Source organism: Glycomyces artemisiae (assembly GCF_003002955.1).
Taxonomy (GTDB): domain Bacteria; phylum Actinomycetota; class Actinomycetes; order Mycobacteriales; family Micromonosporaceae; genus Glycomyces; species Glycomyces artemisiae.
Genome location: NZ_PVTJ01000001.1, coordinates 95,212 through 120,190, shown reverse-complemented (window position 1 = coordinate 120,190; position 24,979 = coordinate 95,212). Strand labels below are relative to the sequence as shown.

Genomic DNA, 24,979 nt, shown 5'->3' with positions numbered 1-24,979 from the left:
TCCTCCTGTGGACTGGGTAAATCTGGTTTGACTTATCTGACCTATTGCGTCGCTTCGGAAGTCAGCGCCTCTGCTGGCAACAGGTGGTCAGCGGTCCCGCCCAGGCTCGGGCGGGGAGCCGCTTACTCGCCTGTCGCCTTGGCGATGATCTCCTTGGCGACGTTCGCCGGGACTTCGGCGTAGGTGTCGAACTGCATCGAGTAGTTCGCACGCCCGGCCGTCTTCGACCGCAGGTCGCCGACGTAGCCGAACATCTCCGAGAGCGGCACCTTGGCCACGACCGTGCGGTCGTTGCCGCGCTCGCCCATCTCCTGGACCATGCCGCGACGGGAGTTGATGTCGCCGATGACATCGCCCATGTTCTCTTCGGGGCAGATGACCTCGACGGCCATGACCGGCTCCAGCAGCACCGGACGAGCCCGCTTCGCGGCCTCCTTCAGCACCATGCGGCCGGCGATCTTGAAGGCCATCTCCGAGGAGTCGACCTCGTGGTACTGCCCGTCGATGAGCTCCATCTTGACGCCCACCAGCGGGAAGCCCGCCAGCACGCCGTCGGGCAGCGCGTCCTCCGCGCCGGCCTTGACCGACGGGATGTACTCGCGCGGGATGCGCCCGCCGGAGATCTGGTCGTCGAACTCGAAGACGGTGTCCTCGTTCGACTTCATCTCCAGCGGTTCGAGGTTGACGAGCACGCGCGCGAACTGGCCGGAACCGCCGGTCTGCTTCTTGTGCAGGTACTCGACCTTCTCGACCCGCTGCGTGATCGTCTCGCGGTAGGCCACCTGGGGCTTGCCGATGTTCGCCTCGACGTTGAACTCCCGCTTGATGCGGTCGACCATGATGTCGAGGTGCAGCTCGCCCATGCCCGAGAGCACGGTCTGCCCGGTCTCCTCGTCGGTCTTGACGCGGAAGGTCGGGTCCTCCTCGGCCAGGCGCTGGATCGCGGTGCCCAGCTTGTCCTGGTCGGCCTTCGACTTCGGCTCGATGGCCACGTCGATCACCGGCTCCGGGAAGATCATCGACTCCAGGATGACCTGCTTGTTCGAGTCCGACAGCGTGTCGCCGGTGGTGGTGCCCTTGAGCCCCTGCACCGCGATGATGTCGCCGGCCTGCGCCTCCGAGCGCTCCTCGCGCTTGTTGGCGTGCATCTGGTAGATCTTGCCGATGCGCTCCTTGCGGCTCTTGGTCGAGTTGATGACCTGAGTGCCCGACTCCACGGTGCCGGAGTAGATCCGGACGTAGGTGAGGCGGCCGAGGTGCTTGTCGGTCTGGATCTTGAACGCCAGCCCCGCGAAGGGCTCCTCGACGTCCGCGTGGCGCTCGGCCGGGGTCTCGTTGTCGGTGAGGGTCCCCTGGATCGCCGGGATGTCGAGCGGGCTCGGCAGGTAGTCGATGACCGCGTCGAGCAGGGGCTGGACGCCCTTGTTCTTGAACGCGGTGCCGCAGATGACCGGGTTGATCTGGTTCGCGATCGTGGCCTTGCGGATGGCGGCCTTGACCTCGGCGACCGAGATCTCCTCGCCCTCCAGGAACTTCTCGGCGAACTCGTCGTCGACGTCCGAGAGGGTCTCCATGAGCTTCTCGCGGTACTCCTCGGCCTGGTCGGCCAGGTCCGCCGGGATCTCCTCGATCTCGTAGTGCTCACCGAGGCCGGTCTCGCCGCGCCACACCTTGGCGTGCATCTCGACCAGGTCGACGACGCCGATGAAGTCGGCCTCGTTCCCGATCGGGAGCTGGATCACCGCGGTGTTCGAGTTGAGGCGGTCCTGCATCATCTCGACGCAGCGGAAGAAGTTCGCACCCGTGCGGTCGAGCTTGTTGACGAAGCACATGCGCGGGACGTTGTACTTGTTCGCCTGGCGCCACACGTTCTCGGTCTGCGGCTCCACGCCGGCCACGCCGTCGTAGACGGCGATCGCGGAGTCGAGCACGCGCAGCGAACGCTCCACCTCGACGGTGAAGTCGACGTGGCCGGGCGTGTCGATGATCTGGATGACGTGGTCGTCCCACTCGCACTTGGTAGCGGCGGAGGTGATGGTGATACCACGCTCCTGCTCCTGCTCCATCCAGTCCATCGTGGCGGCGCCGTCGTGGACCTCACCGATCTTGTGCGAGACGCCCGTGTAGTACAGGATCCGCTCGGTGGTGGTGGTCTTACCGGCATCGATGTGGGCCATGATGCCGATGTTCCGGAGCTTGGCGAGCTCCGCGTTGGCCTTGTTAGCCACGATGTCTCCTTCTCACTACCAGCGGTAGTGCGCGAACGCCTTGTTGGAATCGGCCATCTTGTGCGTGTCCTCGCGCTTCTTGACCGCGGCGCCGAGGCCGTTCGAAGCGTCGAGGATCTCGTTCGTCAGCCGCTCCACCATGCTCTTCTCGCGGCGGTCGCGGGCGTAGCCCACGAGCCAGCGGAGGCCCAGGGTGGTGGCGCGCTGCGGACGGACGTCGACCGGGACCTGGTAGGTCGCGCCGCCGACGCGGCGGGAGCGGACCTCAAGGGTCGGCTTCACGTTGTCGAGGGCGCGCTTGAGGATGACCACGGGGTCCGAGTCGGCCTTCTGGCGGCAGTTCTCCAGGGCCTCGTAGACGATGCGCTCGGCGAGGCGGCGCTTGCCGTCCTTGAGGACCTTGTTGATGAGCTGGGTGACGAGCACCGAGTTGTAGACCGGGTCGGCGGTAAGCGGCCGGCGCGGCGCGGGACCTTTACGCGGCATGGCTTACTTCTCCTTCTTCGCGCCGTAGCGGCTGCGGGCCTGCTTGCGGTCGCGGACGCCCTGGGTGTCCAGCGCACCGCGGATGATCTTGTAGCGCACACCCGGGAGGTCGCGGACGCGGCCGCCGCGGACCAGCACGATGGAGTGCTCCTGGAGGTTGTGGCCGACGCCCGGGATGTAGGCGGTGACCTCGGTGCCGTTCATGAGGCGCACGCGGGCGACCTTGCGCATGGCCGAGTTCGGCTTCTTGGGCGTGGTCGTGTACACGCGCGTGCAGACGCCGCGGGCCTGCGGCGAGCCCTTCAGCGCGGGCGTCTTGTTCTTGCTGGTCTTGGCCTGGCGGCCTTTGCGGACCAGCTGCTGGATAGTCGGCACTAGGCGGACCCCTCTCAACAGTTGACGGTTGCGTATTCGTGTTCCGACGCCATCTGTCCCCCGTGCCGGAGCAGGCGAAAGTGCTGCTCAGCGGCGTGGGTTCCCGTCCCCCGCGTTCGGGCGTGTCGCGTCTCTCCGGACCCATACCCGCCGCCCGGCAGACCGAAGCCTGCCGCGATGCGAGTTCAGACGCGTTCGTGAAGCGATCTCCTCGGAGACCGGCTAACGAGCCGTGTTCACGAAGCCCCCAGTGCGAGGGATGCGTGCCGATGGCGCCGGCCCGCGAGACCGGAGTCCCGAGTGCCTTGCAGACACGCAACCTGGCCTGGCTCTCACGGGGACCGAGCTGCCGGAGTTGACAGGGCCACCATGCCGCTCAAAGCGGTGTCCAGGCGCAAGGGAGAAGCCTACCTAGCCTAACGAACAAGGTCAAAGCCGATTTCGCCCTGAGCGGCATCCGTGTCCAGTGTCACGGGGCCGGGGAGAAGGGCATCGTCTCGTCCATGCGGCGCGGTAAGCACACCGAAGCCATCTTATCTCGCGGGACCCGCGCGCCCCGCGCGGGGAGCCCGCAGGGAGTGCTTGTTCACCTGGGCTTCCCCGGGAGGTCAGGCGACCCCGCCCCCGTACGGGTCGGACCCCGCCGAACGCGCCATCGCGACCACCCAGACCAGCAGCGCCGCAACGACGACGGCCCCCGCGATCCCCAGTGCGGTCCACGCGGTCCGCCTGATCCCGGGTAGCCGCGAGGCCCCCAGCAGAAACCCCTCGGAGGCCCGGATGTCCGCCTCGGCCTGCCGGGCCAGCATGAGCGCGATCACCGCCGGGACCGCCCCGCCCACGAACACCGACAGCGCCGCCCCGACCCCGGCCAGCATCCTGGCCGCCACCACCTTCGTCGACTCCACCGGCTCCGGATCATCCGGATGCCGCACCCCAGGCTCCATCGGCCCATCCTATGGGCCGACGGCGCGCGTGATGCGACACACCCTCGACACGCCCTTGAAGTTCCCTCCCGTGAGTTACACCCTGGGGTAGGAATCTTAGGTATGGTCATAGGTATGAAAGTAAGTCTGAGCATTCCAGACGACGACATCCGGTTCCTCGACAACTTCGCACGCGAGCACGGCATCCCCTCACGCTCGGCCGCAATGCAGCACAGCATCGCGCTGCTGCGTGAAGCGGAGCTCGGCAACCAGTACGAGGCCGCTTGGGATGAGTGGTACGCAAGCGAGGACGCGGAGCTGTGGGACTCGGTCACCGGCGACGGGATGACCGATGAGGAGAGGTGACATCTACCTTGTCGATTTCGAGCCTGTCCGCGGCTCCGAAGTCGACAAGGCTCGCCCCGCGGTGCTTGTCACCAACGACGGGGCCAACCGCCGAGCGGAGCAGATCGGCCGCGGTGTCCTGGCGGTCGTGCCGATGACCACGAACACCAAGCGGATCTACCCGTTCCAGGTAGTAGTACCCGCAGCTTCGACCGGTCTTGAGCACGACTCGAAAGTCCAAGCGGAACAGGTCAAGGCGGTCGATCTCGAACGGTTCTACAACCGCCTCGGATCGGTCAGCGCCGAATACATGGCCCAGATAGACGACGCGCTTCGCGTCCATCTCAACCTGTGACGGCGACTCCCCCGTAGCCGCCGTCGGCCGCTGCCTCTTCGAGCAGAGACAGCAGATATTCCTGTAGCGTCAGCCCGCGGGCAGCCGCGCCTGCCACGAGCAGGTCATATGTGTCCTGAGGGACATCGCGAATCTCGATCGTCACCATGCTCATGTTCTACATGCTCGCGACGATCGTTCCGCCCGAGAAACGCCGGTGGGCCGGTGGCGCTTCGCGCCACCGGCCCACCGGTTTCTTGCATGCCGTCGGGAATCGGCGGGTGTTGCTAGAAGGTCCCCAGGTCGTACGAGTCTTCGAGGCTCACGGCCGGGCCGCCGCCGTAGGCGAAGGCCGCCGCCGTGGTGTCCTCGTAGCCGCCGAGGGAGTAGACCGCGGCCTTGGCTTCCTCGGTGGGCTCGACGGAGACGTTGCGGTACTTGGCGATGCCGGTACCGGCCGGGATGAGCTTGCCGAGGATCACGTTCTCCTTCAGGCCGACCAGCGAGTCGGACTTGCCGGAGATCGCGGCCTCGGTGAGCACCCGGGTGGTCTCCTGGAACGAGGCCGCGGACAGCCACGACTCCGTCGCCAGGGAGGCCTTGGTGATGCCCATCAGCTGCGGGCGGCCGGAGGCCGGCTCGCCGCCGTTGGCGATGATCTTGCGGTTCTCCTCCTCGAAGGAGAGCCGGTCGACCAGGGAGCCCGGCAGGAACTCCGAGGTGCCCGAGTCGATGATCGTGATCCGCTTGAGCATCTGGCGCACGATGATCTCGATGTGCTTGTCGTGGATCATCACGCCCTGCGAGCGGTACACGTCCTGGACCTGTTCCACCAGGTGGCGCTGGACCTTCCGCGGACCGAGCACGCGCAGCAGCTCGTGCGGGTCGATCGTGCCCTCGACGAGCTTCTCGCCGACCTCGACGTGCTCGCCCTCGCCCACGCGCAGGCGCAGACGGCGCGGCACCTTGTCGACCACGATCTCCTCGGAGCCGTCGTCCGGCGTGATGATGATCTTCCGCGACTTCTCCGCGTCCTCGATGCGCACGGTGCCGCTCGCCTCGGCGATCGGCGCCTTGCCCTTCGGGATGCGCGCCTCGAAGACCTCCTGCACACGCGGCAGGCCCTGCGTGATGTCCTGCGACGTCGCCGCACCACCGGTGTGGAACGTACGCATGGTGAGCTGGGTGCCCGGCTCGCCGATGGACTGCGCCGCGATGATGCCGACGGCCTCGCCCAGGTCGACCTTCTCGCCCGTGGGCATCGACCGGCCGTAGCAGGCCGCGCAGACGCCCTGGCGGGACTCGCAGGTCAGGACCGAGCGGACCTTGACGTTCTGCACGCCCGCGGCGAGCAGCGTCGCGATGTGGTCCGAGTTCAGCGCGGTGTTCCGCTCCAGGACCACCTTGCCGTCGACCTCGACGTCCTCGGCGAGGTTGCGCGCGTCGATCGAGGAGTCGACGATGTCGGACTCGATCAGGCGCCCGTCGACCTCGGTCGCGAACTGGAAGTCCAGCGCCCGGTCGGTCCCGCAGTCGTCCTCGCGGATGATGACGTCCTGCGACACGTCCACCAGACGGCGGGTCAGGTAACCCGAGTCGGCGGTCCGCAGCGCGGTGTCGGCGAGGCCCTTGCGGGAGCCGTGGGTCGAGATGAAGTACTCCAGCACCGTCAGGCCCTCGCGCAGCGAGGACTTGATGGGACGCGGGATGATCTCGCCCTTCGGGTTCGCCACCAGGCCGCGCATGCCGGCGATCTGGCGGAGCTGGAGCATGTTGCCGCGCGCGCCCGAGTTGATCATCTGCCACAGCGGGTTCTCCGGCTGGAGCGTCTCGTTGAGGTCTTCGAGCACCTCGGCCGTGGCCTTGGTCCAGATCTCGGTGAGCTCGCCGCGCCGCTCCTCGGCCGTCATGAGGCCGCGGACATACTGCTTGTCGATCTTCGCCGAGTCCGCCTCGTACTTCTCCAGGATCTCGGCCTTGTGCGCCGGCTCCACGACGTCCTCGATGCCGATGGTCACGCCGGACCAGCCGGCCCAGCGGAAGCCCGCGGACTTCAGCGCGTCCAGGCAGGCGCCCAGCTGCACCTTCGAGTAGTGCTCGGACAGGTCGTGGATGATGTTCGACAGCTGGCCCTTGCGCACTTCGTAGTTGACGTACTCGAAGTCCGGCGGCAGGCACTCGTTGAAGAACACCCGGCCCAGCGTGGTCTCCACCAGCAGCGGCTCGCCCGGGGTCCAGCCCTCGGGGGCCGTCCACGGCTCGGCGCCGCCGCCGTTGTTGATGTGCTGGATGCCGTCCAGGCGGATGCGGATCGGCGACTGGAGGTCGAGCTCCCCGCGGTCCTTCGCCATCTGCGCCTCGCCGACGTCGGCGAACGCCCGGCCCTCGCCCACGCGCCCTTCGGACTTGTGGGTCAGGTAGTACAGGCCGATGATCTGGTCCTGCGTGGGCAGGGCCACCGGCTTGCCGTCGGAGGGCTTCAGGATGTTGTTCGACGCCAGCATCAGGATGCGGGCCTCGGCCTGGGCCTCGGCGGACAGCGGCACGTGCACGGCCATCTGGTCGCCGTCGAAGTCCGCGTTGAACGCGGTGCACACCAGCGGGTGCAGCTGGATGGCCTTGCCCTCGACGAGCTGCGGCTCGAAGGCCTGGATGCCGAGGCGGTGCAGCGTGGGCGCGCGGTTGAGCAGGACCGGGTGCTCGGAGATGACCTCTTCGAGCACGTCCCACACGACCGGGCGCGCGCGCTCGACCATGCGCTTGGCCGACTTGATGTTCTGCGCGTGGTTCAGGTCCACCAGGCGCTTCATCACGAACGGCTTGAACAGCTCCAGCGCCATCTGCTTCGGCAGGCCGCACTGGTGCAGCTTCAGGCGCGGCCCGACCACGATGACCGAGCGGCCCGAGTAGTCGACGCGCTTGCCGAGCAGGTTCTGGCGGAACCGGCCCTGCTTGCCCTTGAGCATGTCGGACAGCGACTTGAGCGGACGGTTGCCAGGGCCCGTCACCGGACGCCCGCGGCGGCCGTTGTCGAACAGCGCGTCCACCGACTCCTGGAGCATGCGCTTCTCGTTCGCCACGATGATCTCGGGGGCCCCGAGGTCCATCAGGCGCTTGAGCCGGTTGTTGCGGTTGATGACGCGGCGGTACAGGTCGTTCAGGTCCGAGGTCGCGAACCGGCCGCCGTCGAGCTGCACCATCGGGCGCAGCTCCGGCGGGATCACCGGCACGCAGTCGAGGACCATGCCCAGCGGCGAGTTGCCGGTGGCCTGGAACGCGGCCACGACCTTCAGGCGCTTGAGCGCGCGGAGCTTCTTCTGCCCCTTGCCCGTCGCGATGGTCTCGCGCAGGTTCACGGTCTCGGCGTCCAGGTCGAGGTTCTCGAGCAGGTTCTTGATGGACTCGGCGCCCATCCCGCCCGTGTAGTACTCGCCGAAGCGCTGCTGGAGCTCGCGATAGAGCATCTCGTCGCCGATGAGCTGGCGCACGTCGAGCTTGCGGAACGTGTCCATGACCTCGTCGAGGCGGTCGATCTCCCGCTGGGCCTTGTCGCGGATCTGGCGCATCTCGCGCTCGCCGCCGTCCTTGACCTTGCGGCGGACGTCGGCGCGGGCGCCCTCGGCCTCCAGCTCGGCCAGGTCGGCCTCAAGCTTCGAGGCGCGCTCCTCGATCGCGGCGTCGCGCTGCTGCTCCAGGTGGCGCTTCTCGGCGACGATCTCGTTCTCCAGCGTCGGCAGGTCGCGCTGGCGCGCCTCGTCGTCGACGGCGGTGATCACGTAGGCCGCGAAGTAGATGACCTTCTCAAGGTCCTTCGGCGCCAGGTCGAGCAGGTAGCCCAGTCGCGAGGGGACGCCCTTGAAGTACCAGATGTGCGTCACGGGCGCGGCGAGCTCGATGTGGCCCATGCGCTCGCGGCGCACCTTCGAGCGCGTCACCTCGACGCCGCAGCGCTCGCAGATGATGCCCTTGAAGCGGATGCGCTTGTACTTGCCGCAGTAGCACTCCCAGTCCCGGGTCGGACCGAAGATCTTCTCGCAGAAGAGACCGTCCTTCTCGGGCTTGAGGGTCCGGTAGTTGATGGTCTCGGGCTTCTTCACCTCGCCGTGAGACCACTGCCGGATGTCCTCCGCGGTGGCGAGGCCGATCTTCAACTTGTCGAAGAAGTTGACGTCGAGCACTGAACTCTTCTTCCCCTTGTGCTGCTTTGTTAAGGATGGGATGAGACGTAAGGCGGGGGCGGTGCGGCTGCGCGCCGCCCCCGGCTCGACGTCAGGCGCTCTCGAAGTCCACGCTTGAGGGCTCTTCATGGGACAGGTCGATCCCGAGCTCCTCTGCCGCGCGGAAGACCTCGTCGTCGCTCTCGGTCATCTGGATGGCCTGCCCGTCGGCGGACAGCACCTCCACGTTGAGGCAGAGCGACTGGAGCTCCTTGAGCAGCACCTTGAACGATTCGGGAATGCCCGGTTCGGGGACGTTCTCGCCCTTGACGATCGCCTCGTAGACCTTCACGCGGCCCACGACGTCGTCGGACTTGATCGTCAGCAGCTCCTGGAGCGCGTACGCCGCGCCGTAGGCCTGCATGGCCCAGCACTCCATCTCACCGAAGCGCTGGCCGCCGAACTGGGCCTTGCCGCCGAGCGGCTGCTGGGTGATCATCGAGTACGGACCGGTCGAACGCGCGTGGATCTTGTCGTCGACCATGTGGTTCAGCTTCAGGATGTACATGTAGCCGACCGAGATCGGGTCCGGGAACGGCTCGCCGGAGCGGCCGTCGAACAGCTGCGCCTTGCCGGTCGGGGCGACCATGCGCATCCCGTCGCGGTTGGGCAGCGTGTTCGCCAGGACGCCCTGGACCTCCTCGGGGTGGGCGCCGTCGAACACCGGCGTCCCGACCTTGGAGTCCGCCGGGGCCTCGTCGGCGCCGATGGCCTTCAGGGCCTGCTGCCAGGCCTCGTCGAAGCCCTCCAGCTTCCAGCCGGTCTTGGCCGCCCAGCCCAGGTGGACTTCGAGTACCTGGCCGATGTTCATTCGGCCGGGCACGCCCAGCGGGTTGAGCAGGATGTCGATCGGGGTCCCGTCGGGGAGGAACGGCATGTCCTCCTGCGGCACGACCTTCGAGATGACGCCCTTGTTGCCGTGGCGGCCGGCGAGCTTGTCGCCCACGCCGATCTTGCGCTTCTGCGCGATGTACACGCGGACCAGCTCGTTCACGCCCGGGGACAGCTCGTCGCCGTCCTCGCGGCTGAAGGTGCGCACCCCGATGACCGTGCCGGCCTCGCCGTGCGGGACCTTCAGGGACGTGTCGCGGACCTCGCGGGCCTTCTCGCCGAAGATGGCGCGGAGCAGGCGCTCCTCCGGGGTCAGCTCGGTCTCGCCCTTGGGCGTGACCTTGCCGACCAGGATGTCGCCGTCCTCGACCTCGGCGCCGATGCGGATGATGCCGCGGTCGTCCAGGTCGGAGAGCATCTCCTCGCCGACGTTCGGGATGTCCCGGGTGATCTCCTCCGGACCGAGCTTCGTGTCGCGGGCGTCGACCTCGTGCTCGTCGATGTGGATCGAGGTGAGCACGTCCTCTTCGACCAGGCGCGAGGAGAGCACGATGGCGTCCTCGAAGTTCTGGCCCTCCCAGGTGGTGAACGCGACCAGCAGGTTCTTGCCGAGCGCCATCTCGCCCTTGTCGGTCGAGGGACCGTCGGCGATCGGCTGGCCGGCCTCGACGCGCTCGCCCTCGGTGACGAGGGGCACCTGGTTGATGCACGAGCCCGCGTTGGAGCGGCGGAACTTGTGCAGCAGGTAGGTGCGGCGCATGCCGTTGTCCTGCGCGATGGTGATGTAGTCGGCGCTGGAGTCCTCGACGGTGCCGTCGGCCTCGGCGACGACGACGTCGCCGGCGTCGACCGCGGCGCGGTACTCCATGCCGGTGCCCACCAGCGGCGAGTCGGTCTTGATGAGCGGCACGGCCTGGCGCTGCATGTTCGCGCCCATGAGGGCGCGGTTCGCGTCGTCGTGCTCCAGGAACGGCACCAGCGCGGTCGCGACCGAGGTCATCTGGCGCGGCGAGACGTCCATGTAGTCGATCTCGTCGGCGGTGAGCAGCTCGGCCTCGCCGCCGCGGCCGCGGGCCAGGACCTGGGTGTCGACGAACGAGCCGTCGTCGTTCAGGAGCTGGTTCGCCTGCGCGATGGTGAAGCGGTCCTCCTCATCGGCCGTGAGGTAGTCGATGTCGTCGGTGACCTTGCCGTCCACGACCTTCCGGTACGGCGTCTCGATGAAGCCGAACGGGTTGACGCGGGCGAACGTCGACATGGCGCCGATGAGGCCGATGTTCGGGCCTTCCGGCGTCTCGATCGGGCACATGCGGCCGTAGTGCGACGGGTGCACGTCGCGCACGTCCATGGCGGCGCGGTCGCGGGACAGACCGCCCGGGCCGAGCGCCGAGAGGCGGCGGCGGTGGGTCAGGCCCGTGATCGGGTTGACCTGGTCCATGAACTGCGACAGCTGCGAGGTCCCGAAGAACTCCTTGATCGCGGCCACGACGGGGCGGATGTTGATCAGGGTCTGCGGCGTGATCGCCTCGACGTCCTGGGTCGTCATCCGCTCGCGCACGACGCGCTCCATGCGGGAGAGGCCCACCCGGATCTGGTTCTGGATGAGCTCGCCGACGGTGCGCAGGCGGCGGTTGCCGAAGTGGTCGATGTCGTCGGGCGCGTAGCCCGGCTCGGCCGAGTGCAGGCGCAGCATGAACTCGATCGTCGACGCGAGGTCGTCCTCGGTGAGCACGCCGGTCGAGATCGGGTGGTCGAGGCCGAACTTCTTGTTGACCTTGTACCGGCCGACCTTGGCGAGGTCGTAGCGCTTCTTGTTGAAGAACAGGTTCTCCAGCAGCGACTGCGCGTTGTCCTTCGTCGGCGGCTCGCCGGGGCGGAGCTTGCGGTAGATGTCGAGCAGGGCCTCGTCCTGCGAGTTGATGGTGTCCTTCTCCAGGGTCGCCATCATGAGCTCGGACCAGCCGAAGCGCTCGCGGATGCGGTCGTTGTCCCAGCCGATCGCCTTGAGCAGCACGGTCACGGCCTGGCGGCGCTTGCGGTCGACGCGCACGCCGACGGTCTCGCGCTTGTCGACGTCGAATTCGAGCCACGCGCCGCGGCCGGGAATGACCTTCGCGCTGGTCAGGTCGCGGTCCGAGGTCTTGTCGGGCTGCTTGTCGAAGTACACGCCGGGCGAGCGGACGAGCTGCGAGACGACCACGCGCTCGGTGCCGTTGACGATGAACGTGCCCTTCGGGGTCATCATGGGGAAGTCGCCCATGAAGACCGTCTGGCTCTTGATCTCGCCGGTGGTGTGGTTGATGAACTCCGCCGTGACGAACAGCGGCGCGCAGTAGGTGAGGTCCTTCTCGCGGCACTCCTCGATGGGGGCCTTGACCTCGTCGAAGCGAGGGTTGGAGAAGGACAGGCTCATGGTGCCCGAGAAGTCCTCGATCGGGCTGATCTCCTCAAGGATCTCGTCGAGGCCGCTGACTGCGTCTTCGCCCACGCGGGCGCGGTAGGTCTCGTTGCCGACGAGCCAGTCGAACGAGTCGGTCTGGAGCGCCAGAAGGTTCGGGACTTCGAGTTTCTCTTCGATCCTGCCGAACGAGATACGGCGGGGAGCGTGCTTGCTCTTGCTGGAGCTGGTCTTGCCAGTGCGGGAAGCTGCCAAGATTCGTCCTTCCGAGGACCTGAGTGTTACGACGGCCGGCGCATGCCACAGTCACCGCATCGATGCGGGATCGACGAGGACAGCCGGATACGGGCATCGAAACGAGCGGTCATGCTGGGCATGACGTCAAACGTGAGTCGAAAGCCTGGAATCCCCACCGTCCGCGACCCTCACCGCGTCAAGAAGGCGTGAAGGAGGCAGCGCAAATTATTACCCTAGCGTACACTCCGGCAGACTGTCAACTGCCCCACCGTGCGGCGGGGTGAGTGGTGACGACCATCTCTCTTGCTGCCGAAGTTCCTCCCGGTCCGGGCCGGTCCCCGCTGGGACCGTCGTGCTGTCCTGCCTCTGCGCCGCATAGTGGCGCTTGAGGAACTAGTTTGCAGGATCAAGTCACACTTCGTCAAGTCAGGCGTCCAATTCGCCCGGATGCGCCGCTTGGGCCCGGTCGCGAGGAGCGGGCCGGAAGCAGGCACGATGCGTCCCTCGGGGCGGCGGGGCGCGCCGCGCGGAGGGCCCGGTCCGGGCGTGTCGCGGAAGGTGCGGGCGCGGGGCGCCTGCGCGTCGCCCGCGGCCGGGTCCGGCACAGGCCGTGGCCCCGCCGAGAAGCGGCGTCTCGCGCCCGGGCACCTGCGGCGATGCCGCCGCACTTGTACAACGAGCCCACGCCGACAAGGTGACGCGGGCTCGGCCGCTGTTCAGGAGTCGGAGACGGGGCGGCCCGGGCCGCGCCCCATCTGCGCAGCCCGGGCCTTTTCTTCCCCGATAGAGAAGTGGTCTTGTGTTGCAGAGGGCGCTAGGCGTCCAGGAGCTCCTGGGCCTTGCTGATCGCGTCCCTCATGTCCTCCTGCCAGGCGTAGACGTCCTGCTCGATCGCCGCGTAGGCGGTGACGTGGGCGTCCTCGTAGGCCTTCTCGGAGGCGTCGGCGTAACCGGACTCCTCGCCGCAGGCGGCGAAGTCGACGGCCGTCTGGATCTCGTAGGCCTTCCAGTCCTCGTAGGAGTCCCCGGCCTCGTCGGGGAGCGGCGGGACGACGGCCTCGGTGTCCCCGAGCATCATGTCCTGCTCCTCTTCGGAGGCGTTCTGGTAGTAGAGGGTGTTGAAGAACTCGTAGACCGGGAGCGAGTTGTACTGGTCGAACTCCCAGCCCTCGTAGCCCTTGCCGGTGATGCAGTCGATGAGCTCGTCCTGGAGGTCGGCCATCTGCGCGGCGTAGTCGGCCTCGATGTCCTCCCACAGGGCCTCGTCGGCCCAGGCGGGGTTCTCGGGGCGGTAGGTCCAGTAGGAGTAGGACTCCTCGGCGCCGCCCTCGCCCTCGTAGGTCTCCTCGACGAGCTCGGGCTCGCCGTAGAGGGCCTCGATCATCTCCAGCTGGCAGCCGCCGGGCTTGGGCTCGGGGCCCATGTCGTCCTCTTCGAAGTCGATCGAGCCCTCCTCCTCGACGGCCTCGTCGGAGGTGTCCTCCTCCTCAGTGGAGTCCGAGCTGGGCTCCTCGACGGCGTCCTCGGCCCACTCGCCCTCGCCGCTCATCATGTCGGCGTAGTCCTGGGCGGTGCCGTACTGCCACTCGGCGTACTCCTGGCCCTGGTAGGCCACGTACCAGCCGTACTGGTCCTCCGGGGAGAGGGCGTCCCACTCGGTGGAGTCGGGCTCCTCCCAGGTGCCCTCGTCCTCGTACTCCTCCTCTTCGGCGGCGTAGTAGTCCTCGGCGGCCGGGTCCTCCCAGCCGTCGGGGCTGTTCGCCCACTGGCCGAAGCCGTACTCGGCGGCCTCCTCGGGGTCGATGAGGAAGGTCTCGTGGGGGTAGTAGTCGGTGAGCGACTCCTGCTCCTCGGGCTCGTAGGACTGCATCATCCACGGCTCGTGGACGGTGTACCCCTCGGCCTCCAGGCACTGCTCGACGATCCGGAACTCGGCGGCCGAGAGCTCGGCGTCGACCCGGTTGCTCTCGTTGAGCATCTCGACCAGGCGGTCCGCATCGGACTCCTCGGCGTCCTCGCCGAGGCCGAGCATGCCGCAGCCGGCGGTCAGCGCCAGTACGGCGGCCGCCGCTGCTGCGGCCGCGGCCCCTCTTGTCCCGGGCATCGTCGTTCTCCTCGCATGTCAGGTGTGTCTACCCGCAAGACGAGGCGGTGCCCGGATTTCGTTGCAAGCCTTCGGGGAATCTTCTGAAAATCTCTCAGGTGGCACGAAACCGGGGCCGCACTGCGGAATGCAGTGCGGCCCCGGTCTCCGTACCCAGGGCTGGGAGGCCCCTGGCGTCTAGCCGAAGTGCGTGTTACTTGAGCGACACGGTGGCGCCGGCGCCCTCAAGGGCCTCCTTGGCCTTGTCCGCGTCGTCCTTCTTGGCGCCTTCGAGGACGGCCTTGGGGGCGCTCTCGACGAGCTCCTTGGCCTCCTTGAGGCCGAGGCCGGTCAGGCCGCGGACTTCCTTGATGACCTTGATCTTGGACTCGCCCGCGGATTCGAGGACGACGTCGAAGGTGTCCTTCTCGACGGCGGCTTCCTCGCCACCCGCAGCGCCGGCGACGGCGGCGACGGCGACGGGGGCGGCGGCGGTGACGTCGAACTTCTCCTCGAACGCCTTCACGAAGTCGGAAACCTCGAGAAGGGTCATGCCCTCGAACTGCTCCAGCAGCTCGTCGGTGGACAGCTTAGCCATGGTGTGTTCCTTTCTGTAAAGTCTCGGACCTGCTGGGGATTACTCCCCGGCGGCCGCTTTCTTGTCCTGGAGCGCAGCGCCAAGTCGCGCCACCTGCCCTGCGGGGGCGGCGAGCACGGAGGCGGTCTTCTGCGCGGTGGCCTTGAGCGCGCCGGCGAGCTTCGCCAGCAGCACCTCGCGGGATTCGAGGTCGGCGAGTTTGTTGATCTCGTCGACGGAGAGGGGCTTGCCCTCCATGTACCCGCCCTTGATCACCAAGGCCTCGTGCGACTTCGCGAACGCGCGGAGCCCCTTCGCGGCCTCGACCGGGTCACCCTGGATGAAGGTGATCGCGGTGGGGCCGACGAACAGGTCGTCCAGGCCGGTGACACCGACCTGGTTGGCGGCGCGCTTGGCGAGGGTGTTCTTGGCGACGCGGTACTGCGTCCCCTCGCCGAGGGAACGCCGGAGCTCGCGCAGTTCGGCAACGGTCAGCCCGCGGTACTCGGTGAGCACCGTGGCGGTCGCGCTGGAGAACTCGTCGGCGAGTTCGGCGATGGCGGTCGTCTTGCCCGCCGGATATTCCCTGTCAGCCATGTTTCCCTCCTTTCTCGGCTGGTCAATCCACAACCGTGCGGAGGCGACAAAAAAGGCGCCCTCGCGGACGCCTCATCACTGGGACCTTCGGGCCGGAGCCCGCACCATGGTCGCTTCGAGTAGTCGCCCTGCGTCGGTCCCCGGAGGGTTTACAACCGCACGAGGCGGTGACCGAACGGTCTATGGGTTGTTCTCCGCCACGGTACACCCCTGACGTGCGAAACCCCGGCGCAGGAGGCCTGCACCGGGGCTACGTCACACTGGGTGGCGCTACTTGATCTTGACCGCCTGCGGGTCGACCGGGATGCCCGGGCCCATGGTGGTGGAGATCGTGGACTTCTTGATGTAGACGCCCTTGGAGCTGGCGGGCTTCAGCCGCTGGACCTCTTCGAGGGCCGCGTTGTAGTTCTCCGCGAGCTGCTCGGCGGTGAAGCTGGTCTTGCCGATCGGCAGGTGCAGGTTCGCGTGCTTGTCGACGCGGAACGCGATCTTGCCGGCCTTGATCTCGGAGACGGCCTTGGCGACGTCCGGCGTGACGGTGCCGGTCTTCGGGTTCGGCATGAGGCCGCGCGGGCCCAGGATCCGCGCGATCCGGCCGATCTTGGCCATCTGGTCGGGAGTGGCGACGGCGGCGTCGAATTCGAGCCAGCCCTCGGAGATCCGCTTGACGAGCTCGTCGGAGCCGACCTCGTCGGCGCCCGCGGCGACGGCGGCCTCGGCCTTGTCGCCCTCGGCGAAGACGATGACGCGGACGGTCTTGCCGGTGCCGTGCGGCAGGGAGACGGTGCCGCGGACGAGCTGGTCGGCCTGGCGCGGGTCGACGCCCAGGCGCAGGGCGACTTCGACCGTGGCGTCGAACTTCGTCGGCGAGGTCTCCTTGGCGAGGCCGGTGGCCTCGACCGGGGCGTAGAACTGCGTCCGGTCGACCTTCTTGAGGAGGTCTTGGTACTTCTTGCTGCGCTTCATGTTCCATCCTTCGGATGTCGTGGTGGGGGCTGGCGCGAGCCCTTCCACTGGGTTCGCCGCCGGCGGTGCCGGCGGGGTGGCGTTCAGCCGGTGCTAGCCCTCGACGGTGATGCCCATGGAGCGGGCGGTGCCGGCGACGATGAGCGAGGCGGCGTCGAGGTCGTTGGCGTTGAGGTCGGGGAGCTTCTTCTCCGCGATCTCGCGCACCTGGGCCGAGGTCACCTTGCCGACCTTGACGCGGTGCGGCTCGCCCGAGCCCTTGGGGACGCCTGCGGCCTTGAGCAGGAGCTTGGCGGCCGGCGGGGTCTTGAGGACGAACGTGAACGAACGGTCCTCGTACACCGTGATCTCAGCGGGGAGGACTTCGCCGCGCTGGGATTCGGTGGCCGCGTTGTAGGCCTTGCAGAACTCCATGATGTTGACGCCGTGCTGACCGAGGGCGGGGCCCACCGGCGGAGCCGGAGTGGCCTGACCACCCTGGAGCTCCAGCTTGAACGTCACAACGGCCTTCTTGTTGGGAGCCATCGTGTCCTTCTCTTCCTGGGATGACGCGGGGCCGTTCCCCCGCGCCGCTTGCGTGCGCACGGCAGCGCTCGGCTGCCGCGCAACCGTTCCAGGGTACCTGCCGGAAGGCGGGGCCCCGGAGCGGAGGTGTGTGAGCTGTAGCTCGTGCTACAGCTTCGAGACCTGGTTGAAGTTGAGCTCGACCGGGGTCTCGCGGCCGAAGATCGACACGAGGACCTTGAGCTTCTGCTGCTCGGCGTTGATCTCGGCGATCGTGGCGGGCATCGAGGCGAACGCGCCGTCGACGACGGTGACGGACTCGCCCTCGGCGAAGTCGACCTTGATGTCCGGGTCGGTCGAGGCGGACTCGGCGGCGGACTCGTCCTTCGGCTTCTGCTCGGGCGGGAGCAGCCACTGGATGACCTCGTCGAGCGGCAGCGGGCTGGGCCGGTCGGTGCGGTCGACGACGCCCACGAAGCCGGTCACACCGGGCGTGTTGCGCACGACGGAGTAGGACTCGGGGGTCATCTCCATGCGGACGAGCACGTACGAGGGGAAGACCTTGGCCTCCACCTTGGAGCGCTTGCCGTTCTTGATCTCCACCTCGGTGTGGGTGGGGACCTCGATCTGGTAGATGTAGTCCTCCATGTCGAAGGACTGGATGCGGTTCTCCAGGTTCGAGCGCACGCGGTTCTCGAAGCCGGCGTAGGAGTGCAGCACGTACCACTCGCCGGGGGCGAAGCGCAGCTTCGCGCGCAGCGCCTCGGCCGGGTCGACCTCGGGCTCGGCGGGCTCGGCGCCCTCGTCCAGGTCGGTCTCCGGCTCGTCGTCGACGTCCGCGACCTGCGCAGCAGCGGCCTGCGCCGCGGCTTCTTCCTTCAAGGCCTCGTCGAACTCAGACACGCTTGACTCTCATTCCGGCTGGGTGCCCCGCGGACGGCGGGACACTGCGACTGTGCTTCGGTTTCTCGGATGCGGCGGCGCCGCGCCATGCTGCGGCCCGGCCGTTTGGGCCGCCTGTGAAGTCGCGCGCCGGCGGAACCGGCGCGCGTCATACCCACTAGGGTAGCCGCTCCGCGGCGCGGCGCGACTCAGGCACCGTCGAAACGGCGCAGGTCACGCGAACCGGTCGCCCCGGACGGGGCGGGCGAAGCTAGGAGTCGGCGCCGAAGGCCCGGCGGACGAGGTCGCCGAAGAGCAGGTCGAGGCCGCCGATGTAGGCCATCATGATGCCGACGAAGACGAGCACCACGATCGAGTAGGTGATGAGCTGGCGGCGGGTCGGGTAGACGACCTTGCGGAGCTGCTCGACCACCTCGCGCAGGAACCGGCCGAGCTTCTTGAAGGGGTTGCGCTCGGCGGTCTTCTCGCCCTGCTTGCGGGTGGGACGACCCTTGTCGGCGGTCGCATCGGAGCGGCTGGTGTCGTCGGCCACGTCGGCTTCCTCCAGGGTTCGTCTCTGATCGGGGCGGTCAGGCTTGCAGCATACCGGACTAACTGGAAGGGTCTACGCCGCGGCGTCGCGCTTCGTAAGCGGCGCTGATCTCCAGCTTGCGCTCGCGCCAGTGCTCGTGCATGAGCCGCATCTCCTCCTTGATGAACTCCATGAACGCGGCCGTCTGGACGAGGCGTTCACGGCCGGGCCCCGCGGGGAGGGTCTCGATGCCGATGACCGCGGTGTCGCGGTAGCGGTCGAGGAAGCCGGAGCGGTCGAGCATGATGCCGCCCCAGATGTCGTCGTCGTTGAGGCGGTAGACGTCGGCGCGGGTGGAGGGGCGCCGGGTCTTGAAGACGAGGCCGGCGGCCAGGAGCTCGCGCACGGCGCCGGAGACGGCGGCGAGGCTGATGCTCAGGCCCTCGGCGATCTCGGCGGCGGTGTAGGTCTCCTCGTCGTCGACGAGGATGTACGTGAAGACGCGGGCGGCCATGCGCTGCATCCCGCTGCTGATCAGGATCGCGGAGAACTGCTCAACGTAGTCGAGCATGGCCTTGCGCTCATCGCTGTGCTCTTCCATGACTCTCCTTCGCCGCGTCCTGATGCGTGTTGATGATATCTTGACGCTCTATATGTTTCACAAATTTGTGAAAACTATGATAGCTTGAGCGCATGAACGCAGTGATCCGCACTGAGAACCTGGTCAAGCGCTTCGGTCACGTGACCGCGCTCGACCATCTCAACCTCGAAGTCGCCCAAGGCGAGACCCACGGATTCCTGGGCCCCAACGGTGCCGGCAAGTCCACCACCATCCGCGTCCTGCTCGGGATGCTCCGCTCCGACGAGGGGCGCGCCGAACTGTTCGGCGCCGACCCCTGGAAGGACGCCGCCGAGCTCCACCGGCGCCTCGCCTACGTGCCCGGCGACGTCGCCCTGTGGCCCGGCCTCACCGGCGGGGAGACCATCGACCTGCTCGGGCGCCTGCGCGGCGGGGTCGACAAGGGCAAGCGCGACGAGCTGCTGGAGCGCTTCGACCTCGACCCGCGCAAGAAGGGCCGCTCCTACTCCAAGGGCAACCGGCAGAAGGTCGCCCTCGTCGCCGCGTTCGCCGCCGACGTCGACCTGCTCCTGCTCGACGAGCCCACCTCCGGCCTCGACCCGCTCATGGGCGCGGTCTTCAACGAGTGCGTCAAGGAGGCCGCCGCCCAGGGCCGCACCGTGCTCCTCTCCAGCCACATCATGAGCGAGGTCGAGGCGCTGTGCGAGCGGGTGAGCATCATCCGCAAGGGCGTCATCGTCGAGACCGGCTCGCTCGCCGAGATGCGGCACCTGTCGCGCTCGCGGCTGCGCGCCACCCTGAAGAACCCCGTGCGGGGCCTGGAGGACCACGAGGGCGTCCACGACCTGGTCGCCGACGGCCTCGACATCGACTGCACCGTCGACGCGTCCGCCCTGGACGACGTGCTCGCGCAGCTCGCCGTCGCGGGCGTCGCCGGGCTCACCTGCGAGCCGCCGTCGCTGGAGCAGATCTTCATGCGCTTCTACGGCGACGAGCTCGCCGCGTCGGGCGTCCACGAGGGGAACGGGAAATGACCGCCGCAGCAGCGGAGATCGAGAACGGCCTCGGCACGCTCGCCGGGACCGGCAAGATCCTCCGGTTCCAGCTCCGCCGGTCCCGCCTCTTCCTGTTCTGGTGGATCGCGGGCATCGCCGGGTTCACCTGGATGGTCGTGCCCGTCATCACCGAGCAGTACCAGACCGAGGCCGAGCGGGCGGGCTTCGCGGCCACGATGAGCTCCCCCGCGATGCTCTCGATGAGCGGGCCCGTGGAGTACGTCCACGCGTACGCCGAGAGCGTCGGCGCGCTGTTCTCCCACCGGATGCTCCTGTGGACCTGCGCGATGACCGCCGTCATGTTCGTCCTCCTCGTCACCCGCCTCACCCGCGCCGACGAGGAGACCTCCCGGTCGGAGGTCATCAGGTCGCTGCCGATCGGCCGCCGGGCCGACCTCGCCTCCGCGCTGCTCGTCAGCGTCGGCGCGGCGGTCGTCCTCGGCGGGCTGCTGGCGCTCGCCGCCACGGGCCTCGACGGCGGCGACGGGGCCAGCCCGCTCCTGTTCGGCGCCGCGCACACCGCGGTCGGGATCGTCTTCGCGGGGCTCACGGCCATCGCGGCGCAGCTCAGCGAGAACGCCTCCACGTCGACCGGGTACGGGCTCGCCGCGCTCGGCGCGTCGGTCCTGTTCGCGGGCGCCGGGAACGCCGAGGGGAACTGGGCGACCTGGCTCTCCCCGGTCGGCTGGTCGCAGCTCACCTACGTGTACACGCCCCAGGAGCGGTGGTGGCCGCTGCTGGTGTCGCTGGCCGTCGCGGTCGGCTCGGTGCTGGTGGCGTTCGCGATGGTCTCGCGCCGCGACTTCGGGCAGGGCATGATGGCGGCCCGCCGCGGCCGCGCCACGGCGAAGCCGGGGCTCAAGAGCGCCACCGCGCTGACGTTCCGGCTCACCCGCGGCCTCATCTGGACCGGCGTCATCACGCTGGTGCTGCTCGGCATGGCGTACGGCTCGGTCCTCGGCGGCGCCGACGACTTCGCCGACGGGCTCTCGGCGGCGCAGAAGGAGATCCTCGACCGGGGCGGCTCGGACCTCAAGGCCAGCTTCGCCACGACGTTCATCTCCATCAACGCGATCGTCGCGGCCCTGTTCGGCGTGCTCGTCGTGGGGCGCGGCCGCAAGGAGGAGACCGTCGGCCGCGGCGAGCTCGTCGCCGCCGCACCGGTGACCCGCGGCGGCTGGCCCGGCTCGTACCTCCCGGCCGCGCTGTTCACCGCGACGGCCACGAACCTCGTGGGCGGCCTCGGGCTCGCCGCGAGCGGCGCCTCCGGCGACGGCGACCTGTTCGGGAAGATCGCGATCGGCACGCTCGTGCAGCTCCCGGCGATCTGGGTGCTCATCGCGTTCGTGTTCGCGGCCTTCGCATGGCTGCCCCGCGCGGGCTGGCTGCGGTGGCTCGCGTGGACGTGGACGCTCCTGGTCGTCTACTTCGGCGCGCTGCTCGACCTCCCCGAGTGGGCGATGGCGATCTCGCCCTTCGACCACCTGGGGAACTACCCGGCCGAGGACTTCTCGGCGGCGGCCCTGGTGGTGCTCACCGTGATCGCCGCGGCACTGGCGGCCTTCGGGCATCTGGGGCTGCGCCGCCGGAACCTCAGCTTCAACTAGCCCGAGAACCGGTTCAAGGAAACCAGGCGCCGCCGGTCCGAAACACCCCGGACCGGCGGCGCCGCCTTGCGCGCCCCTCCGGGACCGGGATTGTCGTACCCCCGTGCTTCGCTGTGGTTCCATGGGCAGCGTGCTGGACCTCCGCTATGAGTTGACCGATCCGCCCGCCGAGGAGGAGTCCCGACTCGACCCGGCGCAGCAGGCGGCGGTCGACCACGCCGCCGGGCCGCTCCTGGTCCGCGGCGGGCCGCAGACCGGGAAGACCGAGGCGCTGCTGCGGGCCGCCGCGGCGAAAGTGGAAGCCGGAGTCGACCCGGCGTCGATCCTGTTCTTCGGGCTGCGGCGCCAGGACACCGCGTACCTGCGGGCCCGGCTGAACGCCGCCACCGCCCACCGCTCCGCCGCCGAGGTCGGCGTGTACACGTTCCCCGCGTTCGCGTTCGCGCTCTTGAGGTCCGCCGCCGCGATGGACGGCCGGGAGGAGCCGCGCCTGCTCACCGGCCCCGAGGCCGACGCGCTCATCCGCTCCATGCTCGAAGGCGAGGACTTCGGGTGGCCCGAGGGGTTCGACGAGGCCGTGCGCACCTACGCGTTCGCGCAGCAGCTGCGCGACCTGGTGCTGCGCAGCGGCGAGCGCGGGCTCTCGGCGCCCGAGCTGACCCGCCTCGCGATCGATCACGACCGGCCCGAGTGGGCCGCGGCCGCGCGCTTCTACGACCGGTACGTCACCACCCTTGCGCTCCAGTCGATGTCGAGCGCCCTGTACGACTCCGCGGAGATCGTGCGGGCCGCCGCGTCCGCGCTGCGGGCGCGCCCCGAGCTGCTCCCGCGGCCCTCGTGGGTGTTCGTCGACGACCTCCAGGACGCGACCCCCGCGCACCTGGGGCTGCTGCGCCTCCTCGCGGGCGAGGGCGGGAACCTCGTCGCCGCGGGCTCCCCCGACGCGGCCGTCTTCGGCTACCAGGGCGGCGACCCGGAGTCGGTGCGGGAGTTCCCCGACCGGTTCCCCACGGGCGGCGGCGAAGAGGCCCCGGTGATCCAGTTGAACGACGTCCACGACACGGCGCTCGCGCCGCTCGCGGCGACGACGGTCCTGTCGCGGCGGCTGCGCGGCCCCGACCGCGACCGGCGCCGCGGCACGACGTCGGAGGAGCCGGGCCGCGCCGAGGTCGTGTACCTGCCCTCGCCGACGCGGGAGGCCGTGTACATCGCCGACACCGCGCGCCGCGCCCACCTGCTCGACGGAATCCCCTACGGCGACATGGCGGTCGTCGTCAAGTCCGCCTCGGCGATCCCGCACCTGCGCCGGGCCATGCAGCACGCCGGGGTGCCGACCCGCCAGGCCGCCGACGACGTGCCGCTCCCGGCCCACCCCACCGTCCGCGACCTGCTGCGGGTCGTCCTCGTCGGCCGCCACCCCGAGCGGCTCGACGAGGCCGTCGCGGCCGGGCTGCTGCACTCCCAGTTCGGCGGCGCCGACCCGTTCGCGGAGCGGCGGCTGCGCCAGGAGCTGCGGCGCCTCGCCGTCGCCGCCGACGACTTCTCCCCCGGCGCCGACCTGCTCGTGGAGGCCCTCGCCGACCCCGCGCGCATCGCGGCGCTCCCCGACGAGGAGTGGGCCGAGCCCGCGCGGCGCCTCGACGCGCTGTTCACCGCCGCCCGCGAAGGGACCGGCATCACCGGGACCTTGTGGACGGTGTGGGAGGCCTCGGAGCTGAGCGAGCGGCTGCGGCGCCGGGCCCTGTCCTCGGACCGGCGGGCGCAGCGCGCCGACGCCGAGCTGGACGCGGTCATCGCCATGTTCGACCTGGCCGCCGACTACGAGAAGAAGCAGCCGGGCGCGGGCGCCGAGGTCTTCTGCGAGCACGTGCTCACCCAGCAGCTCCCCGGCGACTTCCTCTCGGCGCGTGCGGAACTGGGCGACGCGGTGACCCTCGCGACCGCGCACGCCGCGCACGGGCGGCGCTGGGACTTCGTGGTCGTCGCGGGCGCGCAGGAGGGCATGTGGCCGAACCTGCGCCCGCGCGGGTCGCTCCTGGGTGCGGAGGCGCTCGTCGACGTCCTCGACGGGCGCGCCGACGTCGACCAGGTCGCGCAGCTCCTCGACGAGGAGCGGCGGCTGTTCTACAACGCGTGCACCCGGGCGCGGGTGCGGCTGCTGGTGACCGCGGTCGACTCGGACGACGTGCAGCCGAGCCGGTTCTGCACCGAGCTCGGCGTCGAGCCCGCGGCCGCGCCGCGGCGCGGGCGGCCGCTGAGCCTCGCGTCGCTCGCCGCGCGGCTGCGGGAGGCCGTGGTCGACTCCGGGCACGCCGAGCGCGACGCGGCCGCCGCGGCGCTGCGGCGCCTCGCCGCCACGGGCGTGCCGGGCGCGGACCCCGCGAAGTGGTGGGGGCTCGCGCAGATCTCCGACGAACGCGCGCTCGCGCTCGCCGGGGAGACGATCCGGATCTCGCCGTCCCAGGTGGAGACCACGCAGCAGTGCGGGCTGCGGTGGGTCCTCGAATCGCACGGCGCCGACGACGGCGACCTGCTGCCGCGCCATCTCGGGACGCTCCTGCACGCCGCCGCGGAGGCGGTCACCGTCGACCCGGCCGCCGACCCGAGGGCGGTCATGGAGCAGGTCGTGGGCGAGCACTTCGACCGGCTGCCGTTCGAGGCGCCCTGGCACGCCGAGCAGCAGCGCCGCCGCGTCTCGGGCGCGGTCGAGCGGTTCGCGGCCTGGCTGAGCGCCAACCGGAGGGAGCTGGTCGGCGCGGAGCGGTCGTTCCGGGTGAAGCTCGAACTCGGGCCGCCCGGTGTGGAGGTCGTCATGTCCGGGCAGATCGACCGGCTCGAACGCGACGGCGACGGGCGCCTGTACGTGGTGGACCTGAAGACCGGGAAGACGCCGCCGACGTACGACGAGGCGAAGTCCCATGCACAGCTGGGCGTGTACCAGCTCGCGGTCGCGGAGGGGGCGTTCGAGGAGGGCGCCGAGCCGGGCGGCGCGGAGCTGGTCTACCCGAACGCGAAGGGCGACAAGGCGGCCTCGCGGCCGCAGGGCCCGCTCGGGGAGGCCGAGAACCCGGACTGGGCGCGGGACCTGGTGGCGGACACGGCGAACCGCATGGCCGGGTCGGTGTTCGAGGCCCGCTCCACCAGCAAGTGCGAGACCTGCTCGGTCAAGCACTGCTGCCCGATCGCTGACGAGGGACGGCAGGTCACCGATGAATGAGG

20 protein-coding genes are annotated in these 24,979 nt (G+C 69.2%); 5 read left to right on the top strand and 15 right to left on the bottom strand.

What is annotated here, in order from left to right; genetic code table 11:
• Positions 1-122: 122 nt before the first annotated feature.
• From fusA to B0I28_RS00505, 4 genes are all read right to left on the bottom strand, one after another.
• Complete coding sequence (gene fusA / locus B0I28_RS00520; protein WP_281260893.1) at positions 123-2,228, bottom strand: elongation factor G; 2,106 nt, start codon at positions 2,226-2,228, stop codon at positions 123-125.
• Between the two features lie 15 nt (positions 2,229-2,243).
• Positions 2,244-2,714, bottom strand: a complete 471-nt coding sequence (rpsG, locus tag B0I28_RS00515) for a 30S ribosomal protein S7 (RefSeq protein ID WP_106361877.1) — start codon at positions 2,712-2,714, stop codon at positions 2,244-2,246.
• A 3-nt stretch (positions 2,715-2,717) separates the two neighbouring features.
• Positions 2,718-3,089 carry a 30S ribosomal protein S12 gene (rpsL, locus tag B0I28_RS00510; protein WP_091053661.1) on the bottom strand — a complete coding sequence of 124 codons (372 nt, stop codon included), beginning with the start codon at positions 3,087-3,089 and terminating at the stop codon, positions 2,718-2,720.
• Positions 3,090-3,697: 608 nt separating this feature from the next.
• A complete protein-coding gene (locus B0I28_RS00505; RefSeq protein ID WP_106361876.1) occupies positions 3,698-4,036 on the bottom strand; it encodes a hypothetical protein in 339 nt (112 codons plus the stop codon).
• Between the two features lie 114 nt (positions 4,037-4,150).
• On the opposite strand from B0I28_RS00505, the gene B0I28_RS00500 reads away from it, so the two are divergent.
• Positions 4,151-4,381, top strand: a complete 231-nt coding sequence (locus B0I28_RS00500; RefSeq protein WP_106362575.1) for a ribbon-helix-helix domain-containing protein — start codon at positions 4,151-4,153, stop codon at positions 4,379-4,381.
• Positions 4,368-4,715 (top strand): type II toxin-antitoxin system PemK/MazF family toxin, encoded by a 348-nt coding sequence (locus B0I28_RS00495; RefSeq protein WP_106361875.1) that lies wholly within the window; start codon positions 4,368-4,370, stop codon positions 4,713-4,715. Before B0I28_RS00500 ends, B0I28_RS00495 begins: the two co-directional genes overlap by 14 nt.
• Here the strand turns inward: B0I28_RS00495 and B0I28_RS27025 are convergent.
• The 11 genes from B0I28_RS27025 to B0I28_RS00445 all read right to left on the bottom strand — a co-directional run bounded on the left by B0I28_RS27025 (position 4,705) and on the right by B0I28_RS00445 (position 19,119).
• On the bottom strand, positions 4,705-4,869 hold the full coding sequence (locus tag B0I28_RS27025; protein WP_181245581.1) for a hypothetical protein: 165 nt from the start codon (positions 4,867-4,869) through the stop codon (positions 4,705-4,707). The two genes, B0I28_RS00495 and B0I28_RS27025, sit on opposite strands and share 11 nt — an antisense overlap.
• Positions 4,870-4,981: 112 nt before the next feature.
• The gene (locus tag B0I28_RS00490; RefSeq protein ID WP_106361874.1) at positions 4,982-8,872 is read right to left on the bottom strand and encodes a DNA-directed RNA polymerase subunit beta'; all 3,891 of its coding nucleotides are present in this window, start codon (positions 8,870-8,872) and stop codon (positions 4,982-4,984) included.
• Between the two features lie 91 nt (positions 8,873-8,963).
• Positions 8,964-12,395 carry a DNA-directed RNA polymerase subunit beta gene (rpoB, locus tag B0I28_RS00485; protein WP_106361873.1) on the bottom strand — a complete coding sequence of 1,144 codons (3,432 nt, stop codon included), beginning with the start codon at positions 12,393-12,395 and terminating at the stop codon, positions 8,964-8,966.
• Positions 12,396-13,191: 796 nt separating this feature from the next.
• Entirely contained in the window at positions 13,192-14,481 is a 1,290-nt protein-coding gene (locus tag B0I28_RS00480) for a hypothetical protein (protein WP_146147921.1), read from the bottom strand.
• A 193-nt stretch (positions 14,482-14,674) separates the two neighbouring features.
• On the bottom strand, positions 14,675-15,058 hold the full coding sequence (gene rplL, locus B0I28_RS00475) for a 50S ribosomal protein L7/L12 (protein ID WP_106361871.1): 384 nt from the start codon (positions 15,056-15,058) through the stop codon (positions 14,675-14,677).
• Positions 15,059-15,097: 39 nt separating this feature from the next.
• Entirely contained in the window at positions 15,098-15,634 is a 537-nt protein-coding gene (gene rplJ / locus B0I28_RS00470) for a 50S ribosomal protein L10 (protein ID WP_106361870.1), read from the bottom strand.
• 270 nt (positions 15,635-15,904) lie between these two features.
• Positions 15,905-16,600, bottom strand: coding sequence for a 50S ribosomal protein L1 (gene rplA, locus B0I28_RS00465; protein ID WP_106361869.1), 696 nt, complete (start codon positions 16,598-16,600; stop codon positions 15,905-15,907).
• Positions 16,601-16,693: 93 nt separating this feature from the next.
• Positions 16,694-17,125: a 50S ribosomal protein L11 gene (rplK, locus tag B0I28_RS00460; protein WP_106361868.1), complete on the bottom strand. Its 432-nt coding sequence runs from the start codon at positions 17,123-17,125 to the stop codon at positions 16,694-16,696.
• Between the two features lie 147 nt (positions 17,126-17,272).
• On the bottom strand, positions 17,273-18,007 hold the full coding sequence (gene nusG / locus B0I28_RS00455; RefSeq protein WP_106361867.1) for a transcription termination/antitermination protein NusG: 735 nt from the start codon (positions 18,005-18,007) through the stop codon (positions 17,273-17,275).
• A 250-nt stretch (positions 18,008-18,257) separates the two neighbouring features.
• Complete coding sequence (gene secE / locus B0I28_RS00450) at positions 18,258-18,539, bottom strand: preprotein translocase subunit SecE (RefSeq protein WP_198667517.1); 282 nt, start codon at positions 18,537-18,539, stop codon at positions 18,258-18,260.
• 58 nt (positions 18,540-18,597) lie between these two features.
• The gene (locus tag B0I28_RS00445) at positions 18,598-19,119 is read right to left on the bottom strand and encodes a GbsR/MarR family transcriptional regulator (protein ID WP_106361865.1); all 522 of its coding nucleotides are present in this window, start codon (positions 19,117-19,119) and stop codon (positions 18,598-18,600) included.
• 92 nt (positions 19,120-19,211) lie between these two features.
• On the opposite strand from B0I28_RS00445, the gene B0I28_RS00440 reads away from it, so the two are divergent.
• From B0I28_RS00440 to B0I28_RS00430, 3 genes are all read left to right on the top strand, one after another.
• On the top strand, positions 19,212-20,132 hold the full coding sequence (locus B0I28_RS00440; protein WP_106361864.1) for an ABC transporter ATP-binding protein: 921 nt from the start codon (positions 19,212-19,214) through the stop codon (positions 20,130-20,132).
• Positions 20,129-21,760: an ABC transporter permease gene (locus B0I28_RS00435; protein WP_106361863.1), complete on the top strand. Its 1,632-nt coding sequence runs from the start codon at positions 20,129-20,131 to the stop codon at positions 21,758-21,760. The genes B0I28_RS00440 and B0I28_RS00435 overlap by 4 nt, the downstream gene beginning before the upstream one ends.
• A 121-nt stretch (positions 21,761-21,881) precedes the next feature.
• Positions 21,882-24,977: an ATP-dependent helicase gene (locus B0I28_RS00430; protein ID WP_106361862.1), complete on the top strand. Its 3,096-nt coding sequence runs from the start codon at positions 21,882-21,884 to the stop codon at positions 24,975-24,977.
• The last annotated feature ends 2 nt before the right edge of the window (positions 24,978-24,979 follow it).

Coding starts and splice junctions, on each gene's coding strand:
- rplL (WP_106361871.1), bottom strand. CDS start 15,058: ATGGCTAAGCTGTCCACCGACGAGCTGCTGGAGCAGTTCGAGGGCATG.
- B0I28_RS00440 (WP_106361864.1), top strand. CDS start 19,212: ATGAACGCAGTGATCCGCACTGAGAACCTGGTCAAGCGCTTCGGTCAC.
- B0I28_RS00430 (WP_106361862.1), top strand. CDS start 21,882: ATGGGCAGCGTGCTGGACCTCCGCTATGAGTTGACCGATCCGCCCGCC.
- B0I28_RS00480 (WP_146147921.1), bottom strand. CDS start 14,481: ATGCCCGGGACAAGAGGGGCCGCGGCCGCAGCAGCGGCGGCCGCCGTA.
- B0I28_RS00505 (WP_106361876.1), bottom strand. CDS start 4,036: ATGGAGCCTGGGGTGCGGCATCCGGATGATCCGGAGCCGGTGGAGTCG.
- B0I28_RS00495 (WP_106361875.1), top strand. CDS start 4,368: ATGAGGAGAGGTGACATCTACCTTGTCGATTTCGAGCCTGTCCGCGGC.
- B0I28_RS00445 (WP_106361865.1), bottom strand. CDS start 19,119: ATGGAAGAGCACAGCGATGAGCGCAAGGCCATGCTCGACTACGTTGAG.
- rplA (WP_106361869.1), bottom strand. CDS start 16,600: ATGAAGCGCAGCAAGAAGTACCAAGACCTCCTCAAGAAGGTCGACCGG.
- rplJ (WP_106361870.1), bottom strand. CDS start 15,634: ATGGCTGACAGGGAATATCCGGCGGGCAAGACGACCGCCATCGCCGAA.
- B0I28_RS00435 (WP_106361863.1), top strand. CDS start 20,129: ATGACCGCCGCAGCAGCGGAGATCGAGAACGGCCTCGGCACGCTCGCC.
- B0I28_RS27025 (WP_181245581.1), bottom strand. CDS start 4,869: ATGAGCATGGTGACGATCGAGATTCGCGATGTCCCTCAGGACACATAT.
- B0I28_RS00500 (WP_106362575.1), top strand. CDS start 4,151: ATGAAAGTAAGTCTGAGCATTCCAGACGACGACATCCGGTTCCTCGAC.
- rplK (WP_106361868.1), bottom strand. CDS start 17,125: ATGGCTCCCAACAAGAAGGCCGTTGTGACGTTCAAGCTGGAGCTCCAG.
- rpsG (WP_106361877.1), bottom strand. CDS start 2,714: ATGCCGCGTAAAGGTCCCGCGCCGCGCCGGCCGCTTACCGCCGACCCG.